Here is a 22,850-nt window from a genome sequence, read left to right on the forward strand (position 1 = left end):
CTCTATTTTGAAATCCGAAAAGACCGCAGCACAATGCACGCGGCGCCTCAACCGTATGTCGCTATATCTGCCAATTTAAGGGCTTTGGCAAGATGGTAATAAATCATCGGCAAAGGCGGATAACACACACAGCATTTTAGCACCCTTTGGTGCCTCGGAATTCTTACTTTTTGGTCTCAATACTTCCTCTTGAAATTGACAAATTAATTATTGCGCATATTTTAATATAAATAAATTTCACAACGGATATTGAGATGGAAAATTTCACACCCGTTTCTGCGTTGATTGGCGGTGGACTGATTGGTTTGGCGTCAGGCATATATCTTTTGCTCAATGGCCGCATCGCCGGGATCAGCGGCATCGTTGGTGGTTTGCTTGGACGTGGCGGCAATGACACCGGTTCGGCAACCTTCGAACGGCTTGCCTTTGTGATCGGATTGATTGCCGGTCCATTGTTTTTGCTGATCGCATCCCCGATCACGGCCACCAGCCTGGTCACAAGCCCGATGCCAATCATCGTGATTGGTGGTCTTTTGGTTGGCTTTGGCACCACACTTGGCAGCGGCTGCACCAGCGGCCATGGCATTTGCGGCCTGTCGCGGTTTTCAACGCGTTCGCTTGTTGCAACTGTGTCGTTCATGGGGGCCGGTTTTGTAACCGTGCTTGTCACCCGCCATCTGATCGGGGGACTATGATGCGTATTTTTGTTTCCCTGTTATGCGGCTTGATATTTGGTGCGGGGCTTTATATTTCCGGCATGATTGACCCGCAAAAGGTTCTTGGATTCCTTGATATCTGGGCCATCGCCGATGGCGGCTGGGACCCGAGCCTTGCCTTTGTAATGGGTGGCGGATTGATCGTCGCCATACCGTTTTTCCAGTTTGCCAAGAACCGCGACGAAGCACTGTGTGGTGGCAAAATGGGGCTTCCAACCAATCGCAAGATTGATCGAAAGCTTATCGTTGGGGGCCTGCTGTTTGGCGCTGGCTGGGGGCTTGTCGGCTATTGTCCGGGGCCTGCGATCAGTGCGCTGGCATTTGGTCAAACCGATACCATCATTTTCGTCGCTGCGATGCTGGTCGGGATGGTCGCCTGCCGTGTTAGCCGCCTGAACTAAACGGCACGTACAGACCCAAGTGACGACAGACCGTGCAACCGCCCGCGCCCAAAGCCGGGTGGTTTCGCATTTCTGGTTAAAAATTGTCTGAAATCTCGCAGGATCGGACTTGTCTTTGGCGCTAAAATCTCATACCTGCTGATAAGCGCCACACCAAAGTGCAAGAAGGTTCTGCATGAAAATCGGTATCCTTGAAACCGGGCTTGCCCCGGAAGAACTTCGCGAAGAATTCACAAGCTATCCAAGCATGTTCGAAGCGCTTCTTGGTGCGGTTGACGCCAGTCTCACTTTTGAAACCTGGACCGTTCTGCAAGACCAGTTTCCGGCATCGATCAACGATGCAGATGGCTGGATCATAACCGGGTCCAAGCACGGCGTTTATGAAAACGCACCGTGGATGATCGAACTGCAACAGTTCCTGCGCGACACAGTCTCGGCCAAGCTTCCGGTGTTTGGTATTTGTTTTGGCCACCAAATCCTTGCGACCGCCCTTGGCGGCAAAGTCGTCAAATCCGAAAAGGGGTGGGGCGTTGGTGTTCATGAATATGCTGTGACAACAGGCGAAAATGACTGGCTGGCCGACAGCGCGCCCACCATGCGCATCAATGCGTTCCATCAAGATCAGGTCGTCGAGCTGCCCGAAGGTGCCACCGTCTGGGCACAGTCGGATTTCTGCCCTTACGCCGGCTTGCAATATGGTGAAAATGCCGCATCGATCCAGCCACACCCGGAATTCATGCGCCCTTATGAACAAGCACTTCTCGAAATGCGATCCGACCTGCTGCCTGATGATGTACATAAGGCGGCGATGGCCTCGCTTGAAACGCCGATCAGCAGCACCGATTTCGCCAAATCAATTGTCAAATTTATGACCCGCAAGCGCGTACAAAACGCCGCCTGATTGCCGTCAAAATATTGATCAAGACCCTAAAAGCCACCTTCATCCGTTGGTGGCTTTTTTCATGACCGTTTTCGTGCAACGCTTTATCAACCAAAAGTATTGTACGCTTTTGGACAATTCATGGTTTGATGCACACTCATCCGCAAACATTGACCATCGAAGACCCTTTGCACGCTGCAACACTCAACAGACACGAGCACCCGACAAGATGATCCAGAACCTGCGTCTGTATTCAGGACTGACAATGTTTGCCTATGTCCTGACCCATCTGCTTAATCATGCAGCGGGGATCATATCGCCGGAATTTATGGAAACGGCGTCTGATTTCAGCACAGGACTCTGGAAGTTCCCACCGCTTGAAATTTTGCTTCTGGTGTCACTTGTCACCCATTTCATCTTGGCCACGGGCCGACTGACCGGCCGCCGGTCGCTGCGCCTGCGCAAATCGGAATGGGCGCAGATGATCTTGGGGCTTTGCATCCCGTTTCTTCTGTTTCGCCATATCATTGCAACCCGCGTCATTGATCTGGGATTTGACGTTGAATCACCCTATGAGCGGGTATTGCTTGATCTTGCGGTATTTCTACCCAGTCAGGGCATTCTTCAAGCCATCACCGTCATTGTCGTCTGGACCCATGGCTGTATCGGCATTCATTTCTGGCTCCGGGTTAAACCGTTCTATCCCAAATGGCGCAATGTTTTGGGCACGCTTGCCATTCTGATCCCGGCTCTGTCATTGGCAGGCTATGGTGCCGCCGCGGCCGAGATCATGCGCCGGGTCGAAGAAGGTGGCCGAAAGTATGTTTTCGGTGTGCTTGAAGCAGCCAATGTCAACGATGCGGCTATTGCCTTTTACGAGAAGATATTAATCCCCTGTATCATCCTGACCATCGCATTGGCCGTCGCCCCCTTTGTCGTGCGCCAAGTACGCCAAACCATTGACCGGGTCAAACGCGGGCCAATATTGAATTTGCCAAATGGCCGCACAATCCGCGTTCCCCCGGGGGCCACAGCCCTTGAGGCGCTGCGCGATGCTGGCATTGCGATGGCATCGGTCTGTGGTGGGCATGGTCGCTGCACGACATGCCGCCTGCATTGCGGATCAGGTCTTGATCAGCTTGCCCAGCCCGGCCAGATTGAAGCCGCCGCCCTTAAAAGCATTCAGGCACCCCATGGCATGCGCCTGGCCTGTCAAATCAGACCGCAGAACGATCTGGCAGTTGTACCCTTGATGGCGCCAAACGCATCTGCCCGCGATGGCCGCCGCCCCGGCGGGCTGTCGGGCAGCGAACGTCAAGTGGTCTCGATGTTTATTGATTTGCGCGATTCGACCCGGCTGGGTGAGATGAAAATGCCCTATGACGTATTGTTCATCCTCAATCAGTTTTTCGCCGAAATGACAGAAGCACTGCGCAGCACAGGCGGCTATTACGCGCAATTTACCGGCGACGGACTGATGGCGCTTTATGGCCATGAAAGCGACGATACCGAACGCATGATCCTCAATGCCTTTGAAGGGGCGGCCGAAATGTTGCGCCGCATCGAGGGGCTTAATGACCATCTGAAATCAGAACTTCCCCATGCCTTACGGATCGGGATTGGCATTCATATGGGCAAGGCAATTGTGGGGGAAATGGGCCCACCGGGCCGCGAAAACATCAGTGCGATTGGCGACACCATCAATACCGCGGCACGGCTTGAAGCACAGACAAAGGGACATGGCGTTCCATTGGTGATTTCAAAGACCCTGTTTGACCATGGGCCAATCCCGTTACCCGAGAATGCCGTGCTTCATGAAGTCGCACTGCGCGGTAAGGATCAGTCTGTTGCCTATTATGCCCTTGATGCCATGCCAGACTTAACCGGGGCAATGACGCGACAGGATCAGAAGCCCGCACTGGCAACCTGACAAACCGACATATCGGGTTTTGCAATGCAGCGTTTCCAAGTCAATTGATACAGGCAACACTTGACTATTTCGGTGAAAACCACATTTATTCGAATATAAAGTACCGTTCGGTGCCGATAGGATCGGGTCGAACAAACAGGCGCCCAAAAACGCATTCTGCGTGGGGTCTGACCACTACTCACACTCGCTCTGACGGAGGAGGTGCTGCAAATGTCACGAATTTCCATGTTCAACAGCCCGCTATTGCTGGGTTTTGATCAGATTGAACGCGTTCTCGATCAGGTTTCAAAAACCAAGGCAGAAGGCTATCCGCCCTACAACATCGAACAGATCAGCGAAAACAAGCTGCGCATTACCGTTGCAGTTGCCGGATTCGCCGAAGACGATCTGTCTGTAACCACAGAAGACAACCAGCTCATTATTCGTGGCAAGCACACCGAAGAGGACAATGAGCGTATCTATATCCACCGCGGTATCGCGTCACGACAGTTTCAGCGTTCCTTTGTGCTGGCAGAAGGTATAGAAGTCGTTGGTGCTCATTTGGATAATGGATTGCTTCATGTTGATTTGAACCGGCCTATTCCTGAACCCGTCGTGCGTGAGATCGCCATTGGGTCAAACAAGAAGAAAGCCGTATCATCGCGTACAATCGACATGAAAGTGGATGACGAAGACAGCAAAGCCGCCAACAAAAGCAGCGATGCCTAATAAGGAGTGGTTCAAATGACAGACCGCACTGCACAGCTCAGCCCAAAAAGCACCCCACGCGGGGCGCAAGACACCGGCCTGTTGTCGAATGTTGATTTCGCCATGCTTGGTATCCATGATTTCGCCTATGTCCGCGAAGTCCCAAGCAACGAAGAAGACAGCGAAGAAATGGTCTTTGGTGTTTTCACCGCTGACGGCACGCACATTGCGTCCTTTGACAGCCATGCTGTCGCGAATGCGGCAATCCGCCAGCATGATATGGAACCGCGCGCGGTGCATTAAACCGGGTAAGAAAAATCGCTCAGTTGCCCGGTCCGCCGGGCAACAATTTCCCGTTTTAGGCGTCACAGCCATTGAACACTTCATCCTGCAAAACCCATATCCCATCCAACTCAATGGCCGAGCGCCACAACTGGCGGCTTATTCCAAATGCATCAGGCATTGAAAATGCGCCGCTCCTTGTTGTCTCGCATGGATTTGGAACCGATCATCGCAGTTGGCGATTGCTCCTTCCCGAGCTTTTACATCACTACGATGTAGGTGTTTATGATCTGGCCGGTGCCGGATCAAACGGTGCGCAGAGCTTCGAGCCAGATCGACATACCTTGATCAATGCTTATGCCGACGATCTTCTCGATTTGCTGAACGAACAGGAAATCAGCCGCTGTCAAATTTTGTGTCATTCAGTCAGCGGAATGGTCGCATTCATTGCAGCATCAAAAAGTCCGTCATTGTTTGAACGCATATTCACGATTGCCGCATCTCCGCGTTATCTTGACGATGACGGCTATCGTGGCGGGTTTTCACAGGCAGATTTGGATGGATTGTTTGCCGCAATGGAAGGAAACTTTGAGGCATGGGCAAATGGTTTTGCCCCTCTGATTGTTGGAGAATCCTTCCCTGCATTCATAAGGGAATTTACCTCCGGGCTATTGCAAATGCCGGCACCCATCGCCCTTCAAACAGCAAAGTTTATTTTCCAGTCCGACTTTAGAAACCTACTGACGGATATCACGGTGCCTACCGTTTTGATCCAGCCAAACAGCGATCTAGCCGTTCCCATTGATGTTGGTCGCTATCTTCATGAAAAACTTGCAAAAAGCGATCTGCATATCTTGGACAGCACCGGTCACATGCCCCATTTAACTGCCCCTTATGCGGTTTTGCATCATCTACGCCCGTATTTCCCACGTTAATGATCATTGGTATAAGATTTATCTGATCTCGATCACCTCACCAGGCACGGCGATGCGGACCTGATCATTGTGCCCGACAATTCTGGAGATCTCCGCGCGGGCGTCGCGCTTGATGTGATACAGCCAGAAACGTGCGCCGGGCATGTCAGATGCCAGTTGCATCACCGTTTCAAGATCACAGTGTGCTGAATGTTGCGGATCATGTTTGGTCAGATAGGTTTCCTGAAACACAAGGTCGGCACGGGTAAACAGTGCGGCGGTTTCCGCCGTTACATTGCCATCCCCGGAATAGGCAAACCCCTTCTCGGCAAAGCGCAACAAAATCGCATGGTTCTGAACACTGTGATCGGACCGGGCAAAACGGCATTCAAACGGACCAATGCTGGTGGTATCGGCAAGTGCATGCCAAATCACCTCAAAAGGCCATGCTGACCCCAATCCGGTAAAGCCAAGCTCCATCAGCTTTTCCAAATGGCTGCGCAGTTGCGGCGTGCACAGAATATGCAATGGTTTTGATCGACCGTCATCGCGCCAGTTCAACATCACCGGCACCAAACCAAAAACATGATCGGGATGCATATGGGTGAAATAAATGGCGTCTATCGCATCAGGGTCGGGATATTTTCCCATCACCAATCCGGAAACCGTCGCCCCACAATCAATCAGCAAACGGTATTCGTCTGCTGTCACCACAACAGATGAGTTTGCGTAATTCGGATCAAACGCTTCGCCAACGCCCAGAACATCAATGCGCAGATGGTCGCTTGTCATTGCCCCTACCGTCCATTTCCTACGTCGTTGGTGAAAGCATATTAGGCTCACTATTTTTGCGACTTCCTCGCAAACAACGCAAGTGGTTCTGAAAACGATGTTGTGATCGTCTTCAAACTGTCACGCAAACAACAAGGGATGGAACCGATCGGTTCCATCCCTTGTTTATTGAAGAAAAATTTGGATTGATTTGGTGATCACCGCGCCAGAACTTCTGCAGCCTCACGTGTTTTGTTGACCGATGACGCCACGGCATCGCTGGTCAAGCGGATGGATTCGAGATTGCGTGACAGGTCTTCGACCGTGCTGGCCATATCACGCATGTTCGCACTGACCCCATCGGTCACAGTCGTTTGTTCGGCCACTGCCGAGGAAATATTGGTCACATCGTTGCGCACGGTTTCAACCGAGCTACGAATGGTCCGAAGAGCACCGGCAACCTCGGCTGAAATCGACTGGATACCGGAAATTTCCTGTGAAATGTCCTCGGTCGCACGTGCGGCCTGATTGGCAAGGTTCTTGACCTCGGTAGCAACAACGGCAAATCCTTTACCCGCCTCGCCTGCACGCGCACTTTCAATCGTCGCGTTAAGCGCCAGAAGGTTAATCTGACCAGCAATATTGCGGATGACTTCGACAATGCTGCCCATTTGATCGACCACATTTGACATGCGATCGGTCATTTCATTTGCGGTTTCGGTCTGATCGAATGCCCGTTCGGTTTCACTTTGCGACTGCGTCATGCTGCGCGAGATTTCCGAAATCGATGCGGCAAGTTGCTCTGCACTGGCCGCCACCGCCTGGGTGATGCCCATGGTATTGTTCGAGACATCAACGCTTTGAACAGTGCGCTGATTAAGGTCGTTGATATTACCGTCAATCTCGGCAAAGTTTCCGTCGATCATTTGCTTAAGGTTCAAAAGCAATTTGGTCTGTTCGGTAACATCGGTGGCAAATTTAATCACCTTGATCGGATTACCAACCGCATCTAGCACGGGGTTATACGTTGCCTCGATCCAGATTTCCTTACCACCCTTGCCCACACGGTTAAATTGACCCGCTTGAAACTTGCCTTGATTAAGGCTCTGCCAGAATGATCGGTATTCCGATGTGTTCCGAAATTCCTTGGGCACAAAAATGCTGTGATGCTTGCCTTTGATCTCATCAAGGCTGTAGCCCATCACCGACAGAAAGTTTTCGTTGGCATTCAGGATATTACCGTCCAGATCAAACTCAATCACCGCCTGCGACGAACTGATCGCCTCAAACACACTTTGCAAAAGTGCACGTTCATTACGACGTTCGGTAATATCGCTGGCAAACTTGACGACCTTGATCAACTTACCCTTGCCGTCAAACACCGGATTGTATGTCGATTCCAGCCAAAGCAACTGACCATTTTTGCGCTTGCGCGGGAAGGCACCGCTTAAAAATTCACCGCTGCCGAGCTTCTTCCAGAACGACTTATACTCAGCCGTATTCACGATTTCTTCGGGCACAAACATCGAATGATGCTTCCCGACAATTTCATCAAGTCCATATCCCATGACTTTCTGGAAATTATCGTTCGCAGTCAGAATTTGACCATTCATGTCAAATTCAATACGCGCCATCGACCGGCTCAGTGCTGCAGCAACCTGTTCTTCTGCCTGCGCATGTTTACCGCTGTTTAAAAAACCAAGTACCACTCTTAAAACCTTTCGAAATTGCGCAATGATGCGCACCTACATACCTACCTATCCTTTTGAAGGACTCGGTAGAATCATCGCCATCAAAATTCATTGCCGAAACCAAAAAATTCGTGGAATCAATTCCACGAAATCGGACTCAGGCAACATAACCATGGCCTATCTGCGGGAGAAATTTTGCACTCGGCGACAGATCATCTTGTCCAGACCTCAAAGCATTTTTTGTGCTGCCAATGTTACGGGCGCAAAAATTTGCAATTTAATTCAATGACCTGTCAAAGTTCGCCAACACATGTGATGTAAGAAAACTTCCCAACTTAGGGCCTTACACCGCACCGTTATTTTCTCTTCATCATATCGTACGACGAAAGAAATAATTCGGATCAAATTTTATCAGTCGCCCACTCCCAGAGCAATTGATCAGTAAATTAAACATATACTTTTGAATAGTTCAACTGGCAATTGCGCAGGACTGATCCGCCAAGTGGTGAAATTTGGCCTTCATCATCGGATTGTTTTCGCATCGCTTGATGTTTTCAGAACACATCCAGATGCTTAATCAGAATCCTGCAATACATGGCAAAGACCCACCACTTGCAGAATATGATGTTTGACCATTGTGGAAATGACAGAAAACACAGATGTCGCGAACGGTTTTATCGTGCTGGACCGATCGCAATATGCGGGAGTCGCTCAACAAAACAGGACTGTGATGATCGCGCTCCAGACATCTTGATGATGCGTTGTCAGTCGCGGAGAAACAGTAGAAACTGGAACCTTACGCTGGCCATTTCACGATATAGCGGGTCAGATCAGGATGAGCTTCTTCTTCGGGGATGCACATGCCCTGTACAGACATGCCGGCATTGATCGGTGACTTCGGATCGCCCGTCACCAACGGATGCCAATCAGGAAGGCCTTTGCCCTCGGACAGCAACCGATACGCGCAGGTCGATGGCATCCACCCCAGTGTGTCGACATTTTCCTTTGAAAGCTGCACGCAATCAGGAACATGTTGCGTCCGGTTGGGGTAATCCTTGCACTGGCAAGACTCGCAATCAAGCAGGCGACACGCGACCGACGTGTAGTAGACGGCATCATCATACTCGTCCTGAAGCTTATGCAGGCAGCATTTACCACACCCATCACACACCGATTCCCATTCTTGCTGGGTCATCTCGGCAAGTGTCTTAACTTCCCAGAACGGTTTGTCGGATCGTGCTGCCATGTCTTTATCGGTCATTGTCTCTCTCGCATCGGCAAAGATGCCATCCAATATATTGGAAACCCTTCGCATCCATCAAGGCCGCTGCTTATCACATCCGACAGGATCGACAATAAGGTAAAATGCCCGAACGGAAAACGGGGTCCTGTCCCTAAGCCCCTTGCACGCGTGCGGAAATCACATGAAAGAAAGAACCAAACACAGTGCCCCGAACCAAACCGGCAGGCCCAAGGGCATCACCCGTTGCGTTGCTCATCTGGCAGAATGGCGTGCCGTCTTCCAAAAGCGTGCTGGCATAATGGAACTCATGCCCGCGCAAAACTGTCCCGGCTGGGCCAAACGGTGTCGGTTGTGTCAGAACCGCCTCGCGGTAGCCCAGATGCAGCTTTCGGTCGGCAAAACTGGTTTCAACCGCCAGAAGCCCCAGCATCTCGTGACTGTGGCCATCGGCATCGATCAACCGATCACCCAGCACCATATAGCCCCCGCACTCGCCGTAAATCGTAACACCGTCCTCGGCGGCCTTGCGCATCGCCGATTTGAAATGCGTTGCCTGGGCCAGTTGGCCTGCAAAAAGTTCGGGATATCCACCGGGAAGATAAATCGCGTCGGCTGACGGGTCCGGGACTTCATTGTTCAACGGGGAAAAGAACGATAACTCCGCCCCGGCCAGCTTCCAGCCATCCAGAAGATGAGCATAGGAAAAGGCAAACGCCATGTCGCGCGCAATCGCGATATGTTGCCCCAAGGGCGGAACGTTCGCGGATGCTCCGTCAACACCCGGAACACAGGGTTTTGCCAGAACTGACGGTGTTACCAACCGTCGAAAGGCCGCCAGATCAACGTCGGCGGCGATGATATCCGCTGCCCGGTCGAGAAACCCATTGAGCTCATCATGTTCACCGGCCTGCACAAGACCAAGATGACGTTCTGGCAATGTCAGATCAGAACTGCGGCGCACGGCACCGATAATCGGAATATCGGGCAGGTATTTGGAACAGGCATCAACAATCATCTGTTTATGGCGGTCGCTGCCAACCCGGTTGAGGATTACACCGGCAATGCGGGTATCGTCGCGAAACTTGGCAAACCCGGAAATCAGGGCTGCGGCAGATGCCGATTGCCCCTTCACATCCACCACCAAAACAACCGGCCAATTCATCGTTGCGGCCAGATCGGCCGTTGATCCGGTGCCATTGGCGGCCCCGTCAAACAGCCCCATCACCCCTTCGCACACCACAAACGCATTTTCGTCATGCTGTGCGGTAAGGTGACGGGCAACAAGGGTGTTGAGCTGATTGCGGTCCATCGCCCAGGGATCAAGGTTGATGCAACCTGTCCCGCAGGCCGCCGCCTGAAAGGCCGGATCAATGTAATCAGGCCCGGTTTTGGCCGCCGCAACCGCAATCCCCTGACGCTTGAGCGCACGCAGCACTGCAAGTGTAATGACGGTCTTGCCACTGTTTGACGACGGGGCGGCAATCACAACGCCGGATGTTTTGTCATGCATTTAACAGTACTCCGGCCTTCATCGCGCAACCCCCACACCAGCCCGTCTTTTCTGGCTTACCCATTGCTTTTGACGGCTTCGGTGATGCCCTTGGCCATATCTTCGGGCGCGGTACCGTAGTTAAAGTGGCGAATAAATTCACCATCGCGGCCCATCAAATAGACAAAGGACGAATGATCCATCAGATAAGAATCGGTATCTTCCGGTTCGCCTTCCGGGATCGATTTGGCGTAATAGATGCGATAAGCCTTTGCCGCCTCGGACGTTTGGGCAACCGTACCGGTCAAACCCACCATACGATCATGGAAATGCGGGACATAGGCCCCAAGCGCGCCAATCGTATCGCGTTCCGGATCAATTGAAATAAAGATCGGGGTTACCTCGGCGGCAGTCTCTTCTGGCATCATGTCCAGTGCCGTGCCCATGACCTGTAATTCGGTCGGGCAAACATCAGGGCAGAACGTATAGCCGAAATAAATCAGCATGTATTTTCCAGCGTAATCCTGCTGGGTGACCGTATCACCGTTCTGATTGACCAGCTCAAACGGCCCACCGATGGCAGCCGCACCTGATGACTGCGTTTCTGAACCCATCATCATCAGGCGATAGGTCAGACCAATGCCGAGTACCAGCGCAATCGCCAGAATAGCCAGAAGCGTCTTTTTGCTCATGCGCCTTACCTCTTTCCGTGCATTTTTCTGTGGCCCGTGCGCGGCCACGAGAAGCATTCAAAACTGTGCGGGCACTATAAATGCCCTTTGTAATCATGCAAGCATCACAGCTGTGCGACAGCTCACACTTGGCCAGACATCTTCAGGTTTTCAGGGATTTGTTGTTCGAAATCTGCCTAGCCAAAGGATTGTGATGCCAGAACAAACAGGATGAGTGCATTAACAATCATCAATCCGCGTCCAACAGGCACCATCAATGCGCGAAACCGCCCGGCGGCATATTGGCCAACAAACCCGGTAACAAACAGCATCGGCACCGTGCCAAAACCAAATACCGCCATCACCATGGCACCACTTGCCACGCCGCCCGACGCCGCGGCCAGCACAAGCGCACCATACACCAGTCCGCAGGGGATAAACCCCAGCATCAATCCCAGAAGATACCCCCGCAGCCCAAATGGTGCGGCAAAAAGGGGACGAATGTGCCTCCCGATCAATTGGTTCCACCAGTCACCGCCAGTCTTGCCAGATGTTTGGGGCAACAACCCGCCCAAATGGGGTACCAGCCCCATGACCCCGAACACCAAGAAGAACACACCGGCCAGTACCAACAAGACCGGACCAATCCACCAAACCTGCACCAGAACCGACACACTATCGGCAAAAAAGCCCGCCAAACCGCCCAGAACGGCATAGGTGGTGATGCGCCCGAGCTGATAGGGCACCAAAGCCGCCCCGGTCAGTCGGCGAAACTCACTCATTTTTTCGAGAGGGAGTTGCTCCATGCGACTGGTGACCTGGCTGATGACGAACGGCCCGCACATGCCGACACAATGGGTCACACTGCCAACCAGACCGGCAATCAAGGCCGTCAAAAGCACCCCGCCATCATCTTGCAGGATTTGCGCACATTGTGCCCAGCCGCTTTCAAGGATGCGGATCAGTATTTGCTGTTCGTCCATGATCCATCCCGGTTCATTCGGTGGATATGATTGTGACAATCAGCGATACAGCCAACAAGGATATAGATCAATTCGCGACAGGGAATCGACGCAGGCTGAATACATTAGGCTCAGGACCTAATCTTTTTGCGGATCCGCCGGGGTCGAGATTAACTCAAGAATCTGTTCGAACGGCACAGTCCGGACCTCTTTGACGTCATCTTGCGGGGACAACCAGTTCAGGCGATCACGCAGGCCAACCACTTTACCAAGGATACAAACCGCAGGCGGTTCAACCCCCACCCGTTCAACATCGTCAGCCGCCTTGGCAAGGGTGGTAATCAAAATACCCTGTGCTGGCGTGGTGGCCTGATTAATCACCGCAAGCGGTTCATCGCCGGACCGGCCATTGGCCATCAGCTCGGCTGAAATCCGGCGTAGGTGTTTCATCGCCATATACATCACCAACACCGGCGATCCATGCGCCAACGCTGCCCAATTGATGTTATCTGGCACATCGCCGCTTGATCCATGACCGGTGACAAAGGTCACCGATGAATTACAATCGCGGTGTGTGGTCGGAATCCCGGCATAGGCCGCACCGGCAATCCCGGCGGTAATGCCCGGCACAACCCGGAACGGCACATTGTGATCGACAAGGGTCATGCCTTCTTCGCCGCCACGCCCAAAGACAAACGGATCGCCGCCCTTAAGGCGCAAAACACGCAAATCTTTTTTGGCATAGTCAACAAGTTGCAGTGAAATGTCGGTTTGCTTGGACGACGGACGTCCGCCGCGCTTACCGGCGTAAACACGCTGCGCATCGGGCCGCAAAAGGTTTAGAATCCGCTCATCGACCAATGCGTCATAGACAACCACATCGGCCTGTTGCATGGCATTGACAGCATGAAGCGTCAGTAAGCCCGGATCACCCGGACCCGCCCCAACCAGCCAAACCCAACCCGGCTCAAAGACCGGAAAATCAAGACCAAGTTTAGTCATTACGCATTACTTTTGTTCGAGCCAATCAGCCCCATCTGTGCAGGACCGCATCAAGAAGATATGTTAAACAATAATCAGACGATAGGTCCAACATATTTCCGAAAATTTATAGTATTATTCTAAATACCACACAGAAAAGTATGTTTAATAGAAAAACTCTGTTCGCAGCCGCTGCTGCCCGTGCCATCAATAAAGGGTACGGTGACGTGATTAACAGGAAAAAATCCGACTGATGGCCAGAAAACCTGATGGACCGCTGCGCAAAGGATGGACAACGGGGGCCTGTGCCACCGCCGCCACCCGTGCTGCGTGGCAGGCCATGTTGTCTGGTCAGTTTCCAAATCCGGTCACCATTACATTGCCACGCGGTGAAACACCGTCCTTTGCCTTGGTCAAAGCCGAAACCGGCGATGGCTGGGCCCGTGCCAGTGTGATCAAGGATGCCGGTGATGATCCCGATGTAACCCATGGGGCGGAAATCATCGCAACCCTGCGCCACGGCAAACCGGGCAACGGCATTACGTTTCATGCCGGTGACGGGGTTGGGCGCATTACCAAACCGGGCCTTCCGTTACCCGTGGGCGAACCGGCAATCAATCCAAAACCACGCGAAATGATGATTGGCCAAATTACTGAACTGGCCACAGAGTTTAACGTGCCCACCGATGTCGAAATCGAAATTTCCATCCCCGGCGGGCAGGAAATCGCCACCAAAACGTGGAACCCGCGCCTTGGCATTGTCGGGGGATTGTCGGTACTTGGCACAACCGGGATCGTCATTCCGTTTAGCTGCTCGGCATGGATCCATTCGATCCACCGGGGCATTGATGTCGCGCGTGCCACGGGCCGCACCCATGTTGCCGGTGCGACTGGCAAAACGTCGGAAGCCGCCATTCGCACCTTTTACGACCTGCCCGACGAAGCCATCCTTGATATGGGTGATTTTGTTGGCGGTATGCTGAAATACCTGCGCAAAAATCCGGTCGAGCATATCAGCATCTGTGGGGGATTTGCCAAACTGGTCAAGCTGGCCCAGGGGCATCTCGATTTGCACAGCAGTCGATCACAGGTTGATTTCGACCGATTGGCACAGACCGTCAAGCACTGCGGCGGTGACGCGATGCTGCAAGACGCCACCCGAACAGCAAATACCGCCAAACAGGTGTTGGAACAATGTCAGGCAGCAAACGTTGATATTGCAGACACGATTGCGCGCCAAGCATGCGAGTCCGCACGCGCAACACTTGATGGCGCAACTGTGGTCGAAATTGTCATCACCGATCGCGATGGTAAAATCATCGCCCGCCATAGTCCCGGTGATTTCGACACATTCCGACCGTCTGTGAAAAAATAAAATACGTTCGGTCTGTCTATTCCGACAGACCCCGCAAAGCCCGATTTCGGGCCAAAACCAAAAAGGTCATTTCTTATGCCGCGTCACCGATCCGCCAAGCGCCCGATGCATATCCTTATTTTCGGCGGAACCGGGGATGCAAACCGAATTATACGCAGCCTGCAACACGAATTTGGTCAGGATATCCGGTTACAGCTTTCGCTTGCCGGGCGGACCAGTGCACCGAGCATACCCGACGGTGTTCCGGTGCGGATTGGCGGTTTTGGTGGGCCCGAGGGCATCATCGCGCATTTCAAGACCGAAAAAATCGATCTGGCCATTGATGCGACCCACCCCTATGCAACCGCAATATCAGCCAACATTGCCAAGGCCTGCCACGCCGTTGCGATGCCCTGCATCCAGTTTCATCGACCTGCCTGGGCGAAAACTGAACAGGACAACTGGATCATCGTTAATTCGATTGAGGAGGCCGCACGTATTTTGCCTGACCATGGCACGCGTGCACTGATCGCAAGTGGGGCGAAAAACCTGCATGCCTTTGAAGGTCTGGAAAAAACATGGCTTCTTGTCCGCACCGTTGATGCCCCGCGCGATACATTTGATCTGGCTTATGGTGAATGGCTGTTCGCACGCGGCCCCTTTAGCGTCGAAGGCGAGACCGAACTTCTCGAACGCAACGAGATTGATGTCATTGTCTGTAAGAACAGCGGTGGCAAAGCAACATTTGCGAAAATAGAAGCCGCACGTGACCTGAAAATTCCCGTTATCATGATCGCCCGTCCCGGTGGGGAGCCCGTTTTGCAAGCGCCAGATGCCAAAACGGTTGTTCAAAATGTGAGAAACTTTCTTGAGCAATTCTGACCTTTTGACTTTGGACACAGCCTATAAAAACCAAAACCCCGCCGAGTTATTCGGCGGGGTTTTGATTTATCAGGTCATCTTTGCCGGTAATCCTTACCCGACATAGCCAAACATGCGCGGCAGCCACAGCACCATGTCGGGGATAAGAACAAGCACAATCAGCGCACACAGCAACGCAAAGACGAACGGCCAGATTTCGCGGATAATGTCACGCAGCGGAATGCCCGTCACCCCGTTCAAAACGAACAGCAAGATGCCATACGGCGGCGTGATCAATCCGATCATAATGTTGATGGTGATCACCACCCCGAAATGCACCAGATCAATGCCCAGCATGCTTGCCGTTGGCAAAAATAGCGGCACGACAATCAACAGCAATGTCGTGGCATCAAACAAGCACCCCAACACCAGAATGATCAGATTGATCATCAACAGGAACATCAGTGGCGACATCTGCGTCGCAGACAGACTGTCGGCAACAAGGGCGGGAATATTTTCGCTCGCCACCAGGTAATTTAGCACCAGTGCCGACGCAATGATCAGCCCGACAACGGATGTCGATTTTGCCCCGTCCAGCACCAATGCATAGAAATCTTTCCAGCTGACCGAACGGTAAAACAATCCGGCCAGAACAAGCGCATAGATGGCCGCAATCGCCGCTGCCTCGGTCGGGGTGGTGACACCACCATAAATCCCGTACAGCAAAATGACCGGTAACATAAGCGCCGGAAAGGCCCGCATGGTCAGTCGCGGTATTTTACGCAAAGGTACGACTTCATCACGTTTGAAATCACGTTTGCGCGCGACAATCACATTCAGCACCATCAGAACCAGAGCCATAAACAGCCCCGGCACAATTCCGGCCAAAAAGAGATACCCGATTGAAGTTCCCGATATCAGCGCATAAAGGATCATCGGGATCGACGGCGGGATAATCGGACCAATCACACTTGAGGCGGCCGTCAATGCCGCAGCATAGCCGCCGGGATAACGGTTATCACGTGTCATCAACTCAATAATGACACGCCCAATGCCCGCCGCATCGGCAATCGCCGACCCGGACATGCCCGAAAAGATCACACTGGCCAAGACATTGACATGCGCAAGCCCACCACGAAACCGCCCGACAATCGCAATACAGAATGTCAGTAAACGATCACTGATCGTCCCGGCATTCATGAAATTGGCCGCCAGAATAAACAGTGGCACGGCAAGAAGAACGTAACTGTTAAACAGGCCGTTCAACGCCTGTTCGGCGACAAGACCAACGTCCTGCCCCGACATAAACATATAGGCAATCGATCCGGCAAAGGCCGCGATTGCGATGGGCATGCCAATTGCGCCAAGCAAAAGAAAGGCACCAAGGCTGATGAGGAAGGCCATGCTCATGCCGTTGGCTCCTTGATATCAGGCACGTCACCGGCAATGGCGGCAAGTTCGCGATCACAACTGTCAGCCCGCATCAAACGCCACAGCGACATCACACCGCGAATGATGAGCGCGGCCATAAAGACCGGGAAAATCGCATAAACATAATCAAGGGAAATGCGCGTCACCGGGGCTTTTTCAATCCGCATGAACATCACGTAGTCGACAATCACCGGGAACCCGGCAATGAAGGCAACTGTGATACATCCCAGACCAAGTATCGCCATCACCCGCCGACCACGGGTCGGCGCCATCAAAAACAGCATGTTAAACGACACATGGTCATGTTCACGCAACAGGAAGGCAGACGTCCAGAACACCAGCCAGATATAGAGGATAATGCATACCTCTACGGTCCAGCCCAGCGGGTTGTTCAGGACATACCGCGCAAAAATCTGCAAAAGAAAGGTCCCGAACATCGCGATGAACAATGTCACCGCGACAAGTTCGGCACCTTTTCTAAAATGTTTGCTCAGATCGGGCACGTGTCGATCACTTTACCGCGTTGATCTGATCAACAATGCCGTCCGGCCAGTCTTGCGCGAACTCGCTCTCAAGATAGGCGTCCTGCACTTTTTTACGGAATGCCGGAACGTCGGGTGCATACACCTTCAGGCCTTCACTCTTAAAGAAGTCGACCAGTGATTTTTCGTCGGCAATCCGCTTTTCATTATTATAGGCGGTGGCAACAGCCGCGGCTTCCTGAACCTTTTCCTGCTGCTCAGCACTCAAATCGTCATAGGTGTCCTTGGCCATCGACAGGAAAATCGCATCGACCAGATGGTCAGTCAGAACGATCTGTTTGGTGACTTCATAGAACTTCACCGCCTTAACCGTCGGCAGCGGATTGTCCTGACCATCAATGGTCCCGGTCTGAAGGCCGGTGTAAACTTCGCCAAAGGCAAGCGGGGTGGCATCCGCGCCCAGTGCATTGCCAAGGAACAGCCACGCATCGGAACCGGGCATGCGCAATTTCACGCCATCAAGATCATCAGGCGTGGTGATTTTCTTGTCCGAAGCAAGGTTAAGCTCACGGGTGCCAAGATAACCGACATCAAGAATTTCGATGTTCATGTCATCGGCAACCATTTTATAGAACTTCTGGCCGATATCGCTGTTGAACACCTTTTTCTGATGGTCCGGGTCGCGGATCAGGTAACCGGCGGTAAAGACCGACCATGCCGGGATCTGTTTGGCAATGTCCTGTGCGGAAATCATCGCCATATCAAGGTTGCCACGCTGCATGGCGGCGGGTTCGGTCCCCTGTTTGAACAGGCTGGCATTCAAATGGATTTCAACATCAAACTCGCCCGGTGCGGTTTTTTCCAGCTCATCCTTGAAGACAGTCAGCATCTTTGCGTGCCAGTCCGACTCAACCGCCGGGGTCGAAATACGCAACTTTACCGGGTCGGCGGCAAAGGATGATGTCGCACTAAGAGCCAGCGTGCACAACGCGGCAGAGGCAATTTTCACAAGGCTGCGCCCTGTCAGTAACTTGGTCATTTGTTTCCTCCCTGACGGGTAAATATCTGATTTTCTACGTTATCGTTCTTATTCTTGATCGGTTGGCAGACGAGAATCAACAACATCTGCACTAACACGATACCTATTGTATAACTAACATGTTAGTGTTAGACAACTGATTACATCACAACAGCCAAAACGCCATCTCCTTTGGCGCCAGACAGGAACGCTCCATGACCGCCCCCAGAACCGAAAAATTCGGCATCTCCGCCGCCATCACCACCCCGTTCACCCAAACCGGGGCGGTCGATACCGCACTGCTGTGCGCGCATGCGAAATCTGTTCTTGATCAGGGATGCGCATCGGTAACGCTTGGCGGCACCACCGGCGAAGGTCCGTCACTGTCATTGAGTGAAACAATTCCGGCGTACAAGGCACTGACCGCCGCATCGATTGATCCGTCCAAGATCGTTTTTGGCATTCTGCAATCGGCCTTGCCCGATGCCATCGATGCCGCACGTCAGGTATCGTCACTGGGCTGCAAATACATACTGGTTGCCCCACCCTATTATTTCAAAGGGGTCAGTGATGCAGGGCAGGTCGCGTGGTTTGATCAGTTTTTGACCGCAATCAGTGACACCGGATTGAACGTCATTTTGTATCATATCCCACAAATGACAGCCGCCCCGATCACCCCGGACATGGTGGGTGCCATTATCAAAGCCCATCCATCGATGATTGCCGGGGTTAAGGACTCATCTGGTGACTGGGACAATGCGATGACCCTGCTCGACCGGTTTTCTGATCGTCATATCCTGATTGGCGATGAGCGCATGCTTGGGGCCGCGATCAAACGCGGCGCATCGGGTGCCATCTGTGGTGTTGCCAATATTGCACCGGGCCTTCTGATCCCGCTTCTTGATGGCAAGGAACCTGATAAAAACCTGACCCCGCTTGTCAATGCGCTGCTGGAATATCCGGTGACCCCGGTGATCAAGGCCCTTGTCGCGCATGTCACAGATACGCCTGCATGGCGACGTGTGCGCGCGCCGCTTGTCGAACTCGATCAGGGGCAGTATGAGTTGATAACAAATACCTATAATCGCCTGTTCGAATCCGGGAACGATTGATGAATGACGCCAAACGGCAGCCACTAAGACAAAGCAGACGCAGTGAAGCCTATGACAGCTTCACTGAACATCTGTTGGCCCGCAATATTCGACCGGGCCAGTTTATCTCCCAGCGTGAGCTGGTCGAGATTACCGGCATGCCGCTTGGCGCCATTCGCGAACTGATCCCCCGGCTTGAGACCGATGGCCTGATCACCACCGTCCCCCAACGCGGAATGCAGGTGGCCCATATCGATCTTGATCTTGTCCGCAATGCGTTTCAGCTGCGTATCTTCCTTGAGCTTGAAGCCGCACGGATGTTCACCGTTCAGGCCAGTGACGAAACGCTGGCGACCTTGCGTAAAGAACACGAAGACGTTCTGAAAGCAGCGGAAAACGGCATTACCACCGAGCTTCTTGAACATGCCCAAAATGTCGATTGGTCCCTGCATGACCAGATAATCGATGCGCTCGATAACGAAATTATTTCAAAGATTTACAAGGTCAATTCCGTCAAGATCCGCCTGATCCGACAGGAAAGATTCCGTCTGACCGAAAACCTTTTGCAAGACGTGATGACCGACCATCTGGCGATCATTGCCGCCTTTGAAACCCGCGACCCGGAACAGGCCGCCACCAGCCTGCGCCAGCATCTTGAAAATGCGCGCGGACGTGCACTTGGTCTTGGCGACCGGTAAGCCAAAAACCGGTTATCCCGTTTTCCCAAACAAAAACCGGCCGGAACAACGTTCCGACCGGTTTGCGCCATCCAATGGATGGAAAGTTCGATGCCCGCGGTTACCCGCGGTTAAACGAAACGACGGAACTCGCCCGATTTACGCGGCGGGCAGAAACGTTTCAAATAGGTCGGCGCAATAGCCTCAACACTATTTGGCGTAATGCCAAGTTCGGCAAAACCATCTGATCCTTCGGACACCACATTGTCGGTTTTAAGCAACCGCACCTGATCAAGCGTCAATGGCGGCACCGGCAACAACTGCAGGAAGAACGCCTTGATTGATGCCAACCAGAACGGAACGGGCATCAGAATGGCGCGCTGACGGGTGATGTGCAGCATGTCGCGCATAAGCGCCATAAACGAATAGACTTCCGGTCCACCCAGCTCATAGGTTTTGCCTGCTGACTTGCCTTCGACCAGTGCGGTCATGAAGGCATCGGCAACGTCACCAACATAAACCGGCTGGAATTTCGGACCACCGTCGCCCAGCATGTCGATCTTGCCTTCGCCCAGATCAACTTTCGGCAGACCCGGCGCGCCAATCACCGGCAACACCGGCGAGAACCGCGCAAGCGTCGCAAATTTGTTCAGGAAATTGTCGTCGTGGCCAAAGATCACCGACGGGCGGAAAATCACCGCATCGGCAAAGGCATCACGAACAGCCTTTTCACCGGCGAGTTTGGATGTCGCGTAATTGGCACTGGTGTTTTTATCCACCCCCAAGGCCGACATATGCAAAAGCGTTTTAACGCCACATGCCTTGGATTCTTCGGCAATGCGTTTGGCGGCTTTGACGTGAACATTCAGGAAATTGTTTTTCCCGCGCTCATACAAAACACCCAGAAGGTTGATCACAGCTTCGGAACCGTCGATTGCCTCTTTGATCGAGTCTTCATTGCGCACATCGCAATAAACCGGAACCACCTGACCCAGATAGCCCATCGGTTTGAGTTTTTTCACACGTTCAAAGCTGCGCGTCGGAACGCGGACGATAAACTCACGCTCAAGCAGACGCTTGACGATATGACGTCCGACAAATCCGGTCCCGCCAAAAACGGTTACGATACGACGATCCATGCTTGCTCTCTCCTTGCCGGTGTCATTGTCCGCGGCGCATTTCCAAGAAAGACACACCGGCGTTAGGTGCCTTCAAGACCGGGTGCGGAGGCCGGTCTGATCAAAATCGGTCCTATGGACACTCATATTGTCACATATGTGGGCAATATGAGTGTCCATAGGCTCTTGGGTTATATACGACGCTAAACCCGCGTCAACAATGCGCTTTTGTTAATCAGCATCACCGTTGGCGGTGTTTTTTGCCAATAATTGATCATAAAGCGCCAAAAGACCGGCCTGATAGTCAGGGTAGCGCAGCTTCACACCCAACTCCTGCTTGATCCGGGTATTTACGACGCGTTTGTTATCTTCATAAAAGCTTGCCGCCATCGGGCTCAGCGTTGCGCTAGCAAAATCTTGTTCAGCAGGGGGATCAACGCCCAACAATCCACAGGCATGCGCAATCACATCCTGTGGCGGGGCGGCATCATCATCGCACACGTTATAGGCCGCGCCGCAATTGGGCTGCTTGATTGATGCCAGGACGGTCTGCGCAATGTCATGGACATGAATGCGCGAAAACACCTGACCGGGTTTGACAATCCGGCGCGCCCGCCCCGATTTCACAGTTTCAAGCGCGTTGCGTCCCGGGCCATAAATCCCGGCAAGGCGGAAACTTTGCACGCACAAGCCATGACGACGGCCAAGATCAAACCATGCCTTTTCCGCCGCAACCCGCCTGCGCCCGCGCTTGCCACTTGGCAATAATTCGTCGTCTTCGGTGACTTCGCCGCCATCGCGGTCGCCATAAACACCCGTGGTCGACAGATAGCCAATCCATGTGCCTTCGGGCAGGATCGCCAGATCGCTACCATGATGGTGAATGACCGGATCTCCCATCCCGCCGGGCGGGGCAGAGATCAGAACATGGGTCACGCCTTTTAGGGCCGCACGGATATCTTCAATCGGCTGATCATCGGCAAAGATAAACGGTTCAATCCCGTGTGATCGAAGCAGTGCTGCTTTATCGGGGCTCCGCGTCGTTCCGGCAATCTTCCATCCATCCTCATGCAGGGCATCTGCGACAAGGCGGGCGGAAAATCCCATCCCGAAACAAAACAGCTTATTGGTCATAAGGGCCTCTGCGCGTTGGCATTCATATGCGGGTCTGAACCCAATGGATGGACCGCACAGTAACGG

General features: G+C 52.8%; 23 protein-coding genes. 11 read left to right on the forward strand and 12 right to left on the reverse strand.

The annotated features are described in order from the left end of the window. The first annotated feature begins 254 nt into the window (after positions 1–254). From COO92_RS07865 to COO92_RS07895, 7 genes are all read left to right on the forward strand, one after another. The gene (locus COO92_RS07865; RefSeq protein WP_101301218.1) at positions 255–695 is read left to right on the forward strand and encodes a YeeE/YedE family protein; all 441 of its coding nucleotides are present in this window, start codon (positions 255–257) and stop codon (positions 693–695) included. Further along, the gene (locus COO92_RS07870; protein ID WP_101301220.1) at positions 695–1,117 is read left to right on the forward strand and encodes a DUF6691 family protein; all 423 of its coding nucleotides are present in this window, start codon (positions 695–697) and stop codon (positions 1,115–1,117) included. Before COO92_RS07865 ends, COO92_RS07870 begins: the two co-directional genes overlap by 1 nt. A 175-nt stretch (positions 1,118–1,292) precedes the next feature. After that, positions 1,293–2,018: a glutamine amidotransferase-related protein gene (locus tag COO92_RS07875; RefSeq protein WP_101301222.1), complete on the forward strand. Its 726-nt coding sequence runs from the start codon at positions 1,293–1,295 to the stop codon at positions 2,016–2,018. Between the two features lie 208 nt (positions 2,019–2,226). Beyond that, the gene (locus COO92_RS07880; protein ID WP_101301223.1) at positions 2,227–3,927 is read left to right on the forward strand and encodes an adenylate/guanylate cyclase domain-containing protein; all 1,701 of its coding nucleotides are present in this window, start codon (positions 2,227–2,229) and stop codon (positions 3,925–3,927) included. A 210-nt stretch (positions 3,928–4,137) separates the two neighbouring features. After that, positions 4,138–4,635, forward strand: coding sequence for an Hsp20 family protein (locus tag COO92_RS07885; protein ID WP_022734016.1), 498 nt, complete (start codon positions 4,138–4,140; stop codon positions 4,633–4,635). A gap of 15 nt (positions 4,636–4,650) precedes the next feature. Beyond that, on the forward strand, positions 4,651–4,917 hold the full coding sequence (locus tag COO92_RS07890; protein ID WP_022734017.1) for a DUF1150 family protein: 267 nt from the start codon (positions 4,651–4,653) through the stop codon (positions 4,915–4,917). 71 nt (positions 4,918–4,988) lie between these two features. Then, positions 4,989–5,831 (forward strand): alpha/beta fold hydrolase, encoded by an 843-nt coding sequence (locus tag COO92_RS07895; RefSeq protein ID WP_133125052.1) that lies wholly within the window; start codon positions 4,989–4,991, stop codon positions 5,829–5,831. A gap of 18 nt (positions 5,832–5,849) precedes the next feature. Here the strand turns inward: COO92_RS07895 and COO92_RS07900 are convergent, their stop codons facing one another. The 7 genes from COO92_RS07900 to cobA all read right to left on the reverse strand — a co-directional run bounded on the left by COO92_RS07900 (position 5,850) and on the right by cobA (position 13,639). Further along, positions 5,850–6,602 carry an MBL fold metallo-hydrolase gene (locus COO92_RS07900; protein ID WP_101301226.1) on the reverse strand — a complete coding sequence of 251 codons (753 nt, stop codon included), beginning with the start codon at positions 6,600–6,602 and terminating at the stop codon, positions 5,850–5,852. Positions 6,603–6,799: 197 nt separating this feature from the next. Next, positions 6,800–8,290, reverse strand: coding sequence for a methyl-accepting chemotaxis protein (locus COO92_RS07905; RefSeq protein WP_276307557.1), 1,491 nt, complete (start codon positions 8,288–8,290; stop codon positions 6,800–6,802). A 778-nt stretch (positions 8,291–9,068) separates the two neighbouring features. Continuing rightward, the gene (locus COO92_RS07910; protein ID WP_240626361.1) at positions 9,069–9,533 is read right to left on the reverse strand and encodes a YcgN family cysteine cluster protein; all 465 of its coding nucleotides are present in this window, start codon (positions 9,531–9,533) and stop codon (positions 9,069–9,071) included. 133 nt (positions 9,534–9,666) lie between these two features. Then, a complete protein-coding gene (locus COO92_RS07915; RefSeq protein WP_101301227.1) occupies positions 9,667–11,025 on the reverse strand; it encodes a cobyrinic acid a,c-diamide synthase CobB in 1,359 nt (452 codons plus the stop codon). 56 nt (positions 11,026–11,081) lie between these two features. Continuing rightward, complete coding sequence (locus tag COO92_RS07920) at positions 11,082–11,696, reverse strand: SCO family protein (protein ID WP_101301229.1); 615 nt, start codon at positions 11,694–11,696, stop codon at positions 11,082–11,084. A 176-nt stretch (positions 11,697–11,872) separates the two neighbouring features. Continuing rightward, the gene (locus tag COO92_RS07925; protein ID WP_101301230.1) at positions 11,873–12,658 is read right to left on the reverse strand and encodes a sulfite exporter TauE/SafE family protein; all 786 of its coding nucleotides are present in this window, start codon (positions 12,656–12,658) and stop codon (positions 11,873–11,875) included. Between the two features lie 117 nt (positions 12,659–12,775). Next, entirely contained in the window at positions 12,776–13,639 is an 864-nt protein-coding gene (cobA, locus tag COO92_RS07930; RefSeq protein WP_101301231.1) for a uroporphyrinogen-III C-methyltransferase, read from the reverse strand. A 232-nt stretch (positions 13,640–13,871) separates the two neighbouring features. On the opposite strand from cobA, the gene COO92_RS07935 reads away from it, so the two are divergent. Both COO92_RS07935 and COO92_RS07940 read left to right on the forward strand, forming a co-directional pair. Continuing rightward, entirely contained in the window at positions 13,872–14,993 is a 1,122-nt protein-coding gene (locus tag COO92_RS07935) for a cobalt-precorrin-5B (C(1))-methyltransferase (protein ID WP_101301233.1), read from the forward strand. A gap of 75 nt (positions 14,994–15,068) precedes the next feature. Continuing rightward, positions 15,069–15,854, forward strand: coding sequence for a cobalt-precorrin-6A reductase (locus COO92_RS07940; protein WP_101301234.1), 786 nt, complete (start codon positions 15,069–15,071; stop codon positions 15,852–15,854). Between the two features lie 93 nt (positions 15,855–15,947). On the opposite strand, the gene COO92_RS07945 is transcribed toward COO92_RS07940, so the two are convergent. The 3 genes from COO92_RS07945 to COO92_RS07955 are packed head-to-tail and all read right to left on the reverse strand — an operon-like array spanning position 15,948 to position 18,785. Then, positions 15,948–17,243 carry a TRAP transporter large permease gene (locus COO92_RS07945; RefSeq protein ID WP_022733807.1) on the reverse strand — a complete coding sequence of 432 codons (1,296 nt, stop codon included), beginning with the start codon at positions 17,241–17,243 and terminating at the stop codon, positions 15,948–15,950. After that, positions 17,240–17,767, reverse strand: a complete 528-nt coding sequence (locus COO92_RS07950) for a TRAP transporter small permease (protein WP_101301236.1) — start codon at positions 17,765–17,767, stop codon at positions 17,240–17,242. Before COO92_RS07950 ends, COO92_RS07945 begins: the two co-directional genes overlap by 4 nt. Before the next feature lie 7 nt (positions 17,768–17,774). Beyond that, positions 17,775–18,785, reverse strand: a complete 1,011-nt coding sequence (locus COO92_RS07955; RefSeq protein ID WP_101301237.1) for a sialic acid TRAP transporter substrate-binding protein SiaP — start codon at positions 18,783–18,785, stop codon at positions 17,775–17,777. A gap of 194 nt (positions 18,786–18,979) precedes the next feature. Here COO92_RS07955 and COO92_RS07960 point away from each other — a divergent pair, with 194 nt between their 5' ends. Together COO92_RS07960 and COO92_RS07965 are read left to right on the forward strand one after the other, a co-directional pair. Continuing rightward, positions 18,980–19,876, forward strand: a complete 897-nt coding sequence (locus COO92_RS07960) for a dihydrodipicolinate synthase family protein (RefSeq protein ID WP_101301239.1) — start codon at positions 18,980–18,982, stop codon at positions 19,874–19,876. Then, complete coding sequence (locus COO92_RS07965) at positions 19,876–20,553, forward strand: GntR family transcriptional regulator (protein ID WP_101301240.1); 678 nt, start codon at positions 19,876–19,878, stop codon at positions 20,551–20,553. Before COO92_RS07960 ends, COO92_RS07965 begins: the two co-directional genes overlap by 1 nt. Positions 20,554–20,663: 110 nt before the next feature. Here COO92_RS07965 and COO92_RS07970 read toward each other — a convergent pair whose 3' ends face one another. Next, entirely contained in the window at positions 20,664–21,671 is a 1,008-nt protein-coding gene (locus tag COO92_RS07970; protein ID WP_101301241.1) for a complex I NDUFA9 subunit family protein, read from the reverse strand. A 210-nt stretch (positions 21,672–21,881) separates the two neighbouring features. Beyond that, the gene (locus COO92_RS07975) at positions 21,882–22,784 is read right to left on the reverse strand and encodes an SDR family oxidoreductase (protein WP_101301243.1); all 903 of its coding nucleotides are present in this window, start codon (positions 22,782–22,784) and stop codon (positions 21,882–21,884) included. Between the last annotated feature and the right edge of the window lie 66 nt (positions 22,785–22,850).

The sequence above is a fragment of the Thalassospira lohafexi genome (genome assembly GCF_002844275.1).
Classification (GTDB): domain Bacteria; phylum Pseudomonadota; class Alphaproteobacteria; order Rhodospirillales; family Thalassospiraceae; genus Thalassospira; species Thalassospira lohafexi.

Bases quoted from the DNA above. Each gene is read 5' to 3' on its own strand.
- COO92_RS07865 (WP_101301218.1), top strand. From the start codon at position 255: ATGGAAAATTTCACACCCGTTTCTGCGTTGATTGGCGGTGGACTGATT.
- COO92_RS07870 (WP_101301220.1), top strand. From the start codon at position 695: ATGCGTATTTTTGTTTCCCTGTTATGCGGCTTGATATTTGGTGCGGGG.
- COO92_RS07875 (WP_101301222.1), top strand. From the start codon at position 1,293: ATGAAAATCGGTATCCTTGAAACCGGGCTTGCCCCGGAAGAACTTCGC.
- COO92_RS07880 (WP_101301223.1), top strand. From the start codon at position 2,227: ATGATCCAGAACCTGCGTCTGTATTCAGGACTGACAATGTTTGCCTAT.
- COO92_RS07885 (WP_022734016.1), top strand. From the start codon at position 4,138: ATGTCACGAATTTCCATGTTCAACAGCCCGCTATTGCTGGGTTTTGAT.
- COO92_RS07890 (WP_022734017.1), top strand. From the start codon at position 4,651: ATGACAGACCGCACTGCACAGCTCAGCCCAAAAAGCACCCCACGCGGG.
- COO92_RS07900 (WP_101301226.1), bottom strand. From the start codon at position 6,602: ATGACAAGCGACCATCTGCGCATTGATGTTCTGGGCGTTGGCGAAGCG.
- COO92_RS07910 (WP_240626361.1), bottom strand. From the start codon at position 9,533: ATGACCGATAAAGACATGGCAGCACGATCCGACAAACCGTTCTGGGAA.
- COO92_RS07915 (WP_101301227.1), bottom strand. From the start codon at position 11,025: ATGCATGACAAAACATCCGGCGTTGTGATTGCCGCCCCGTCGTCAAAC.
- COO92_RS07920 (WP_101301229.1), bottom strand. From the start codon at position 11,696: ATGAGCAAAAAGACGCTTCTGGCTATTCTGGCGATTGCGCTGGTACTC.
- COO92_RS07925 (WP_101301230.1), bottom strand. From the start codon at position 12,658: ATGGACGAACAGCAAATACTGATCCGCATCCTTGAAAGCGGCTGGGCA.
- cobA (WP_101301231.1), bottom strand. From the start codon at position 13,639: ATGACTAAACTTGGTCTTGATTTTCCGGTCTTTGAGCCGGGTTGGGTT.
- COO92_RS07935 (WP_101301233.1), top strand. From the start codon at position 13,872: ATGGCCAGAAAACCTGATGGACCGCTGCGCAAAGGATGGACAACGGGG.
- COO92_RS07940 (WP_101301234.1), top strand. From the start codon at position 15,069: ATGCCGCGTCACCGATCCGCCAAGCGCCCGATGCATATCCTTATTTTC.
- COO92_RS07945 (WP_022733807.1), bottom strand. From the start codon at position 17,243: ATGAGCATGGCCTTCCTCATCAGCCTTGGTGCCTTTCTTTTGCTTGGC.
- COO92_RS07955 (WP_101301237.1), bottom strand. From the start codon at position 18,785: ATGACCAAGTTACTGACAGGGCGCAGCCTTGTGAAAATTGCCTCTGCC.
- COO92_RS07960 (WP_101301239.1), top strand. From the start codon at position 18,980: ATGACCGCCCCCAGAACCGAAAAATTCGGCATCTCCGCCGCCATCACC.
- COO92_RS07965 (WP_101301240.1), top strand. From the start codon at position 19,876: ATGAATGACGCCAAACGGCAGCCACTAAGACAAAGCAGACGCAGTGAA.
- COO92_RS07970 (WP_101301241.1), bottom strand. From the start codon at position 21,671: ATGGATCGTCGTATCGTAACCGTTTTTGGCGGGACCGGATTTGTCGGA.
- COO92_RS07975 (WP_101301243.1), bottom strand. From the start codon at position 22,784: ATGACCAATAAGCTGTTTTGTTTCGGGATGGGATTTTCCGCCCGCCTT.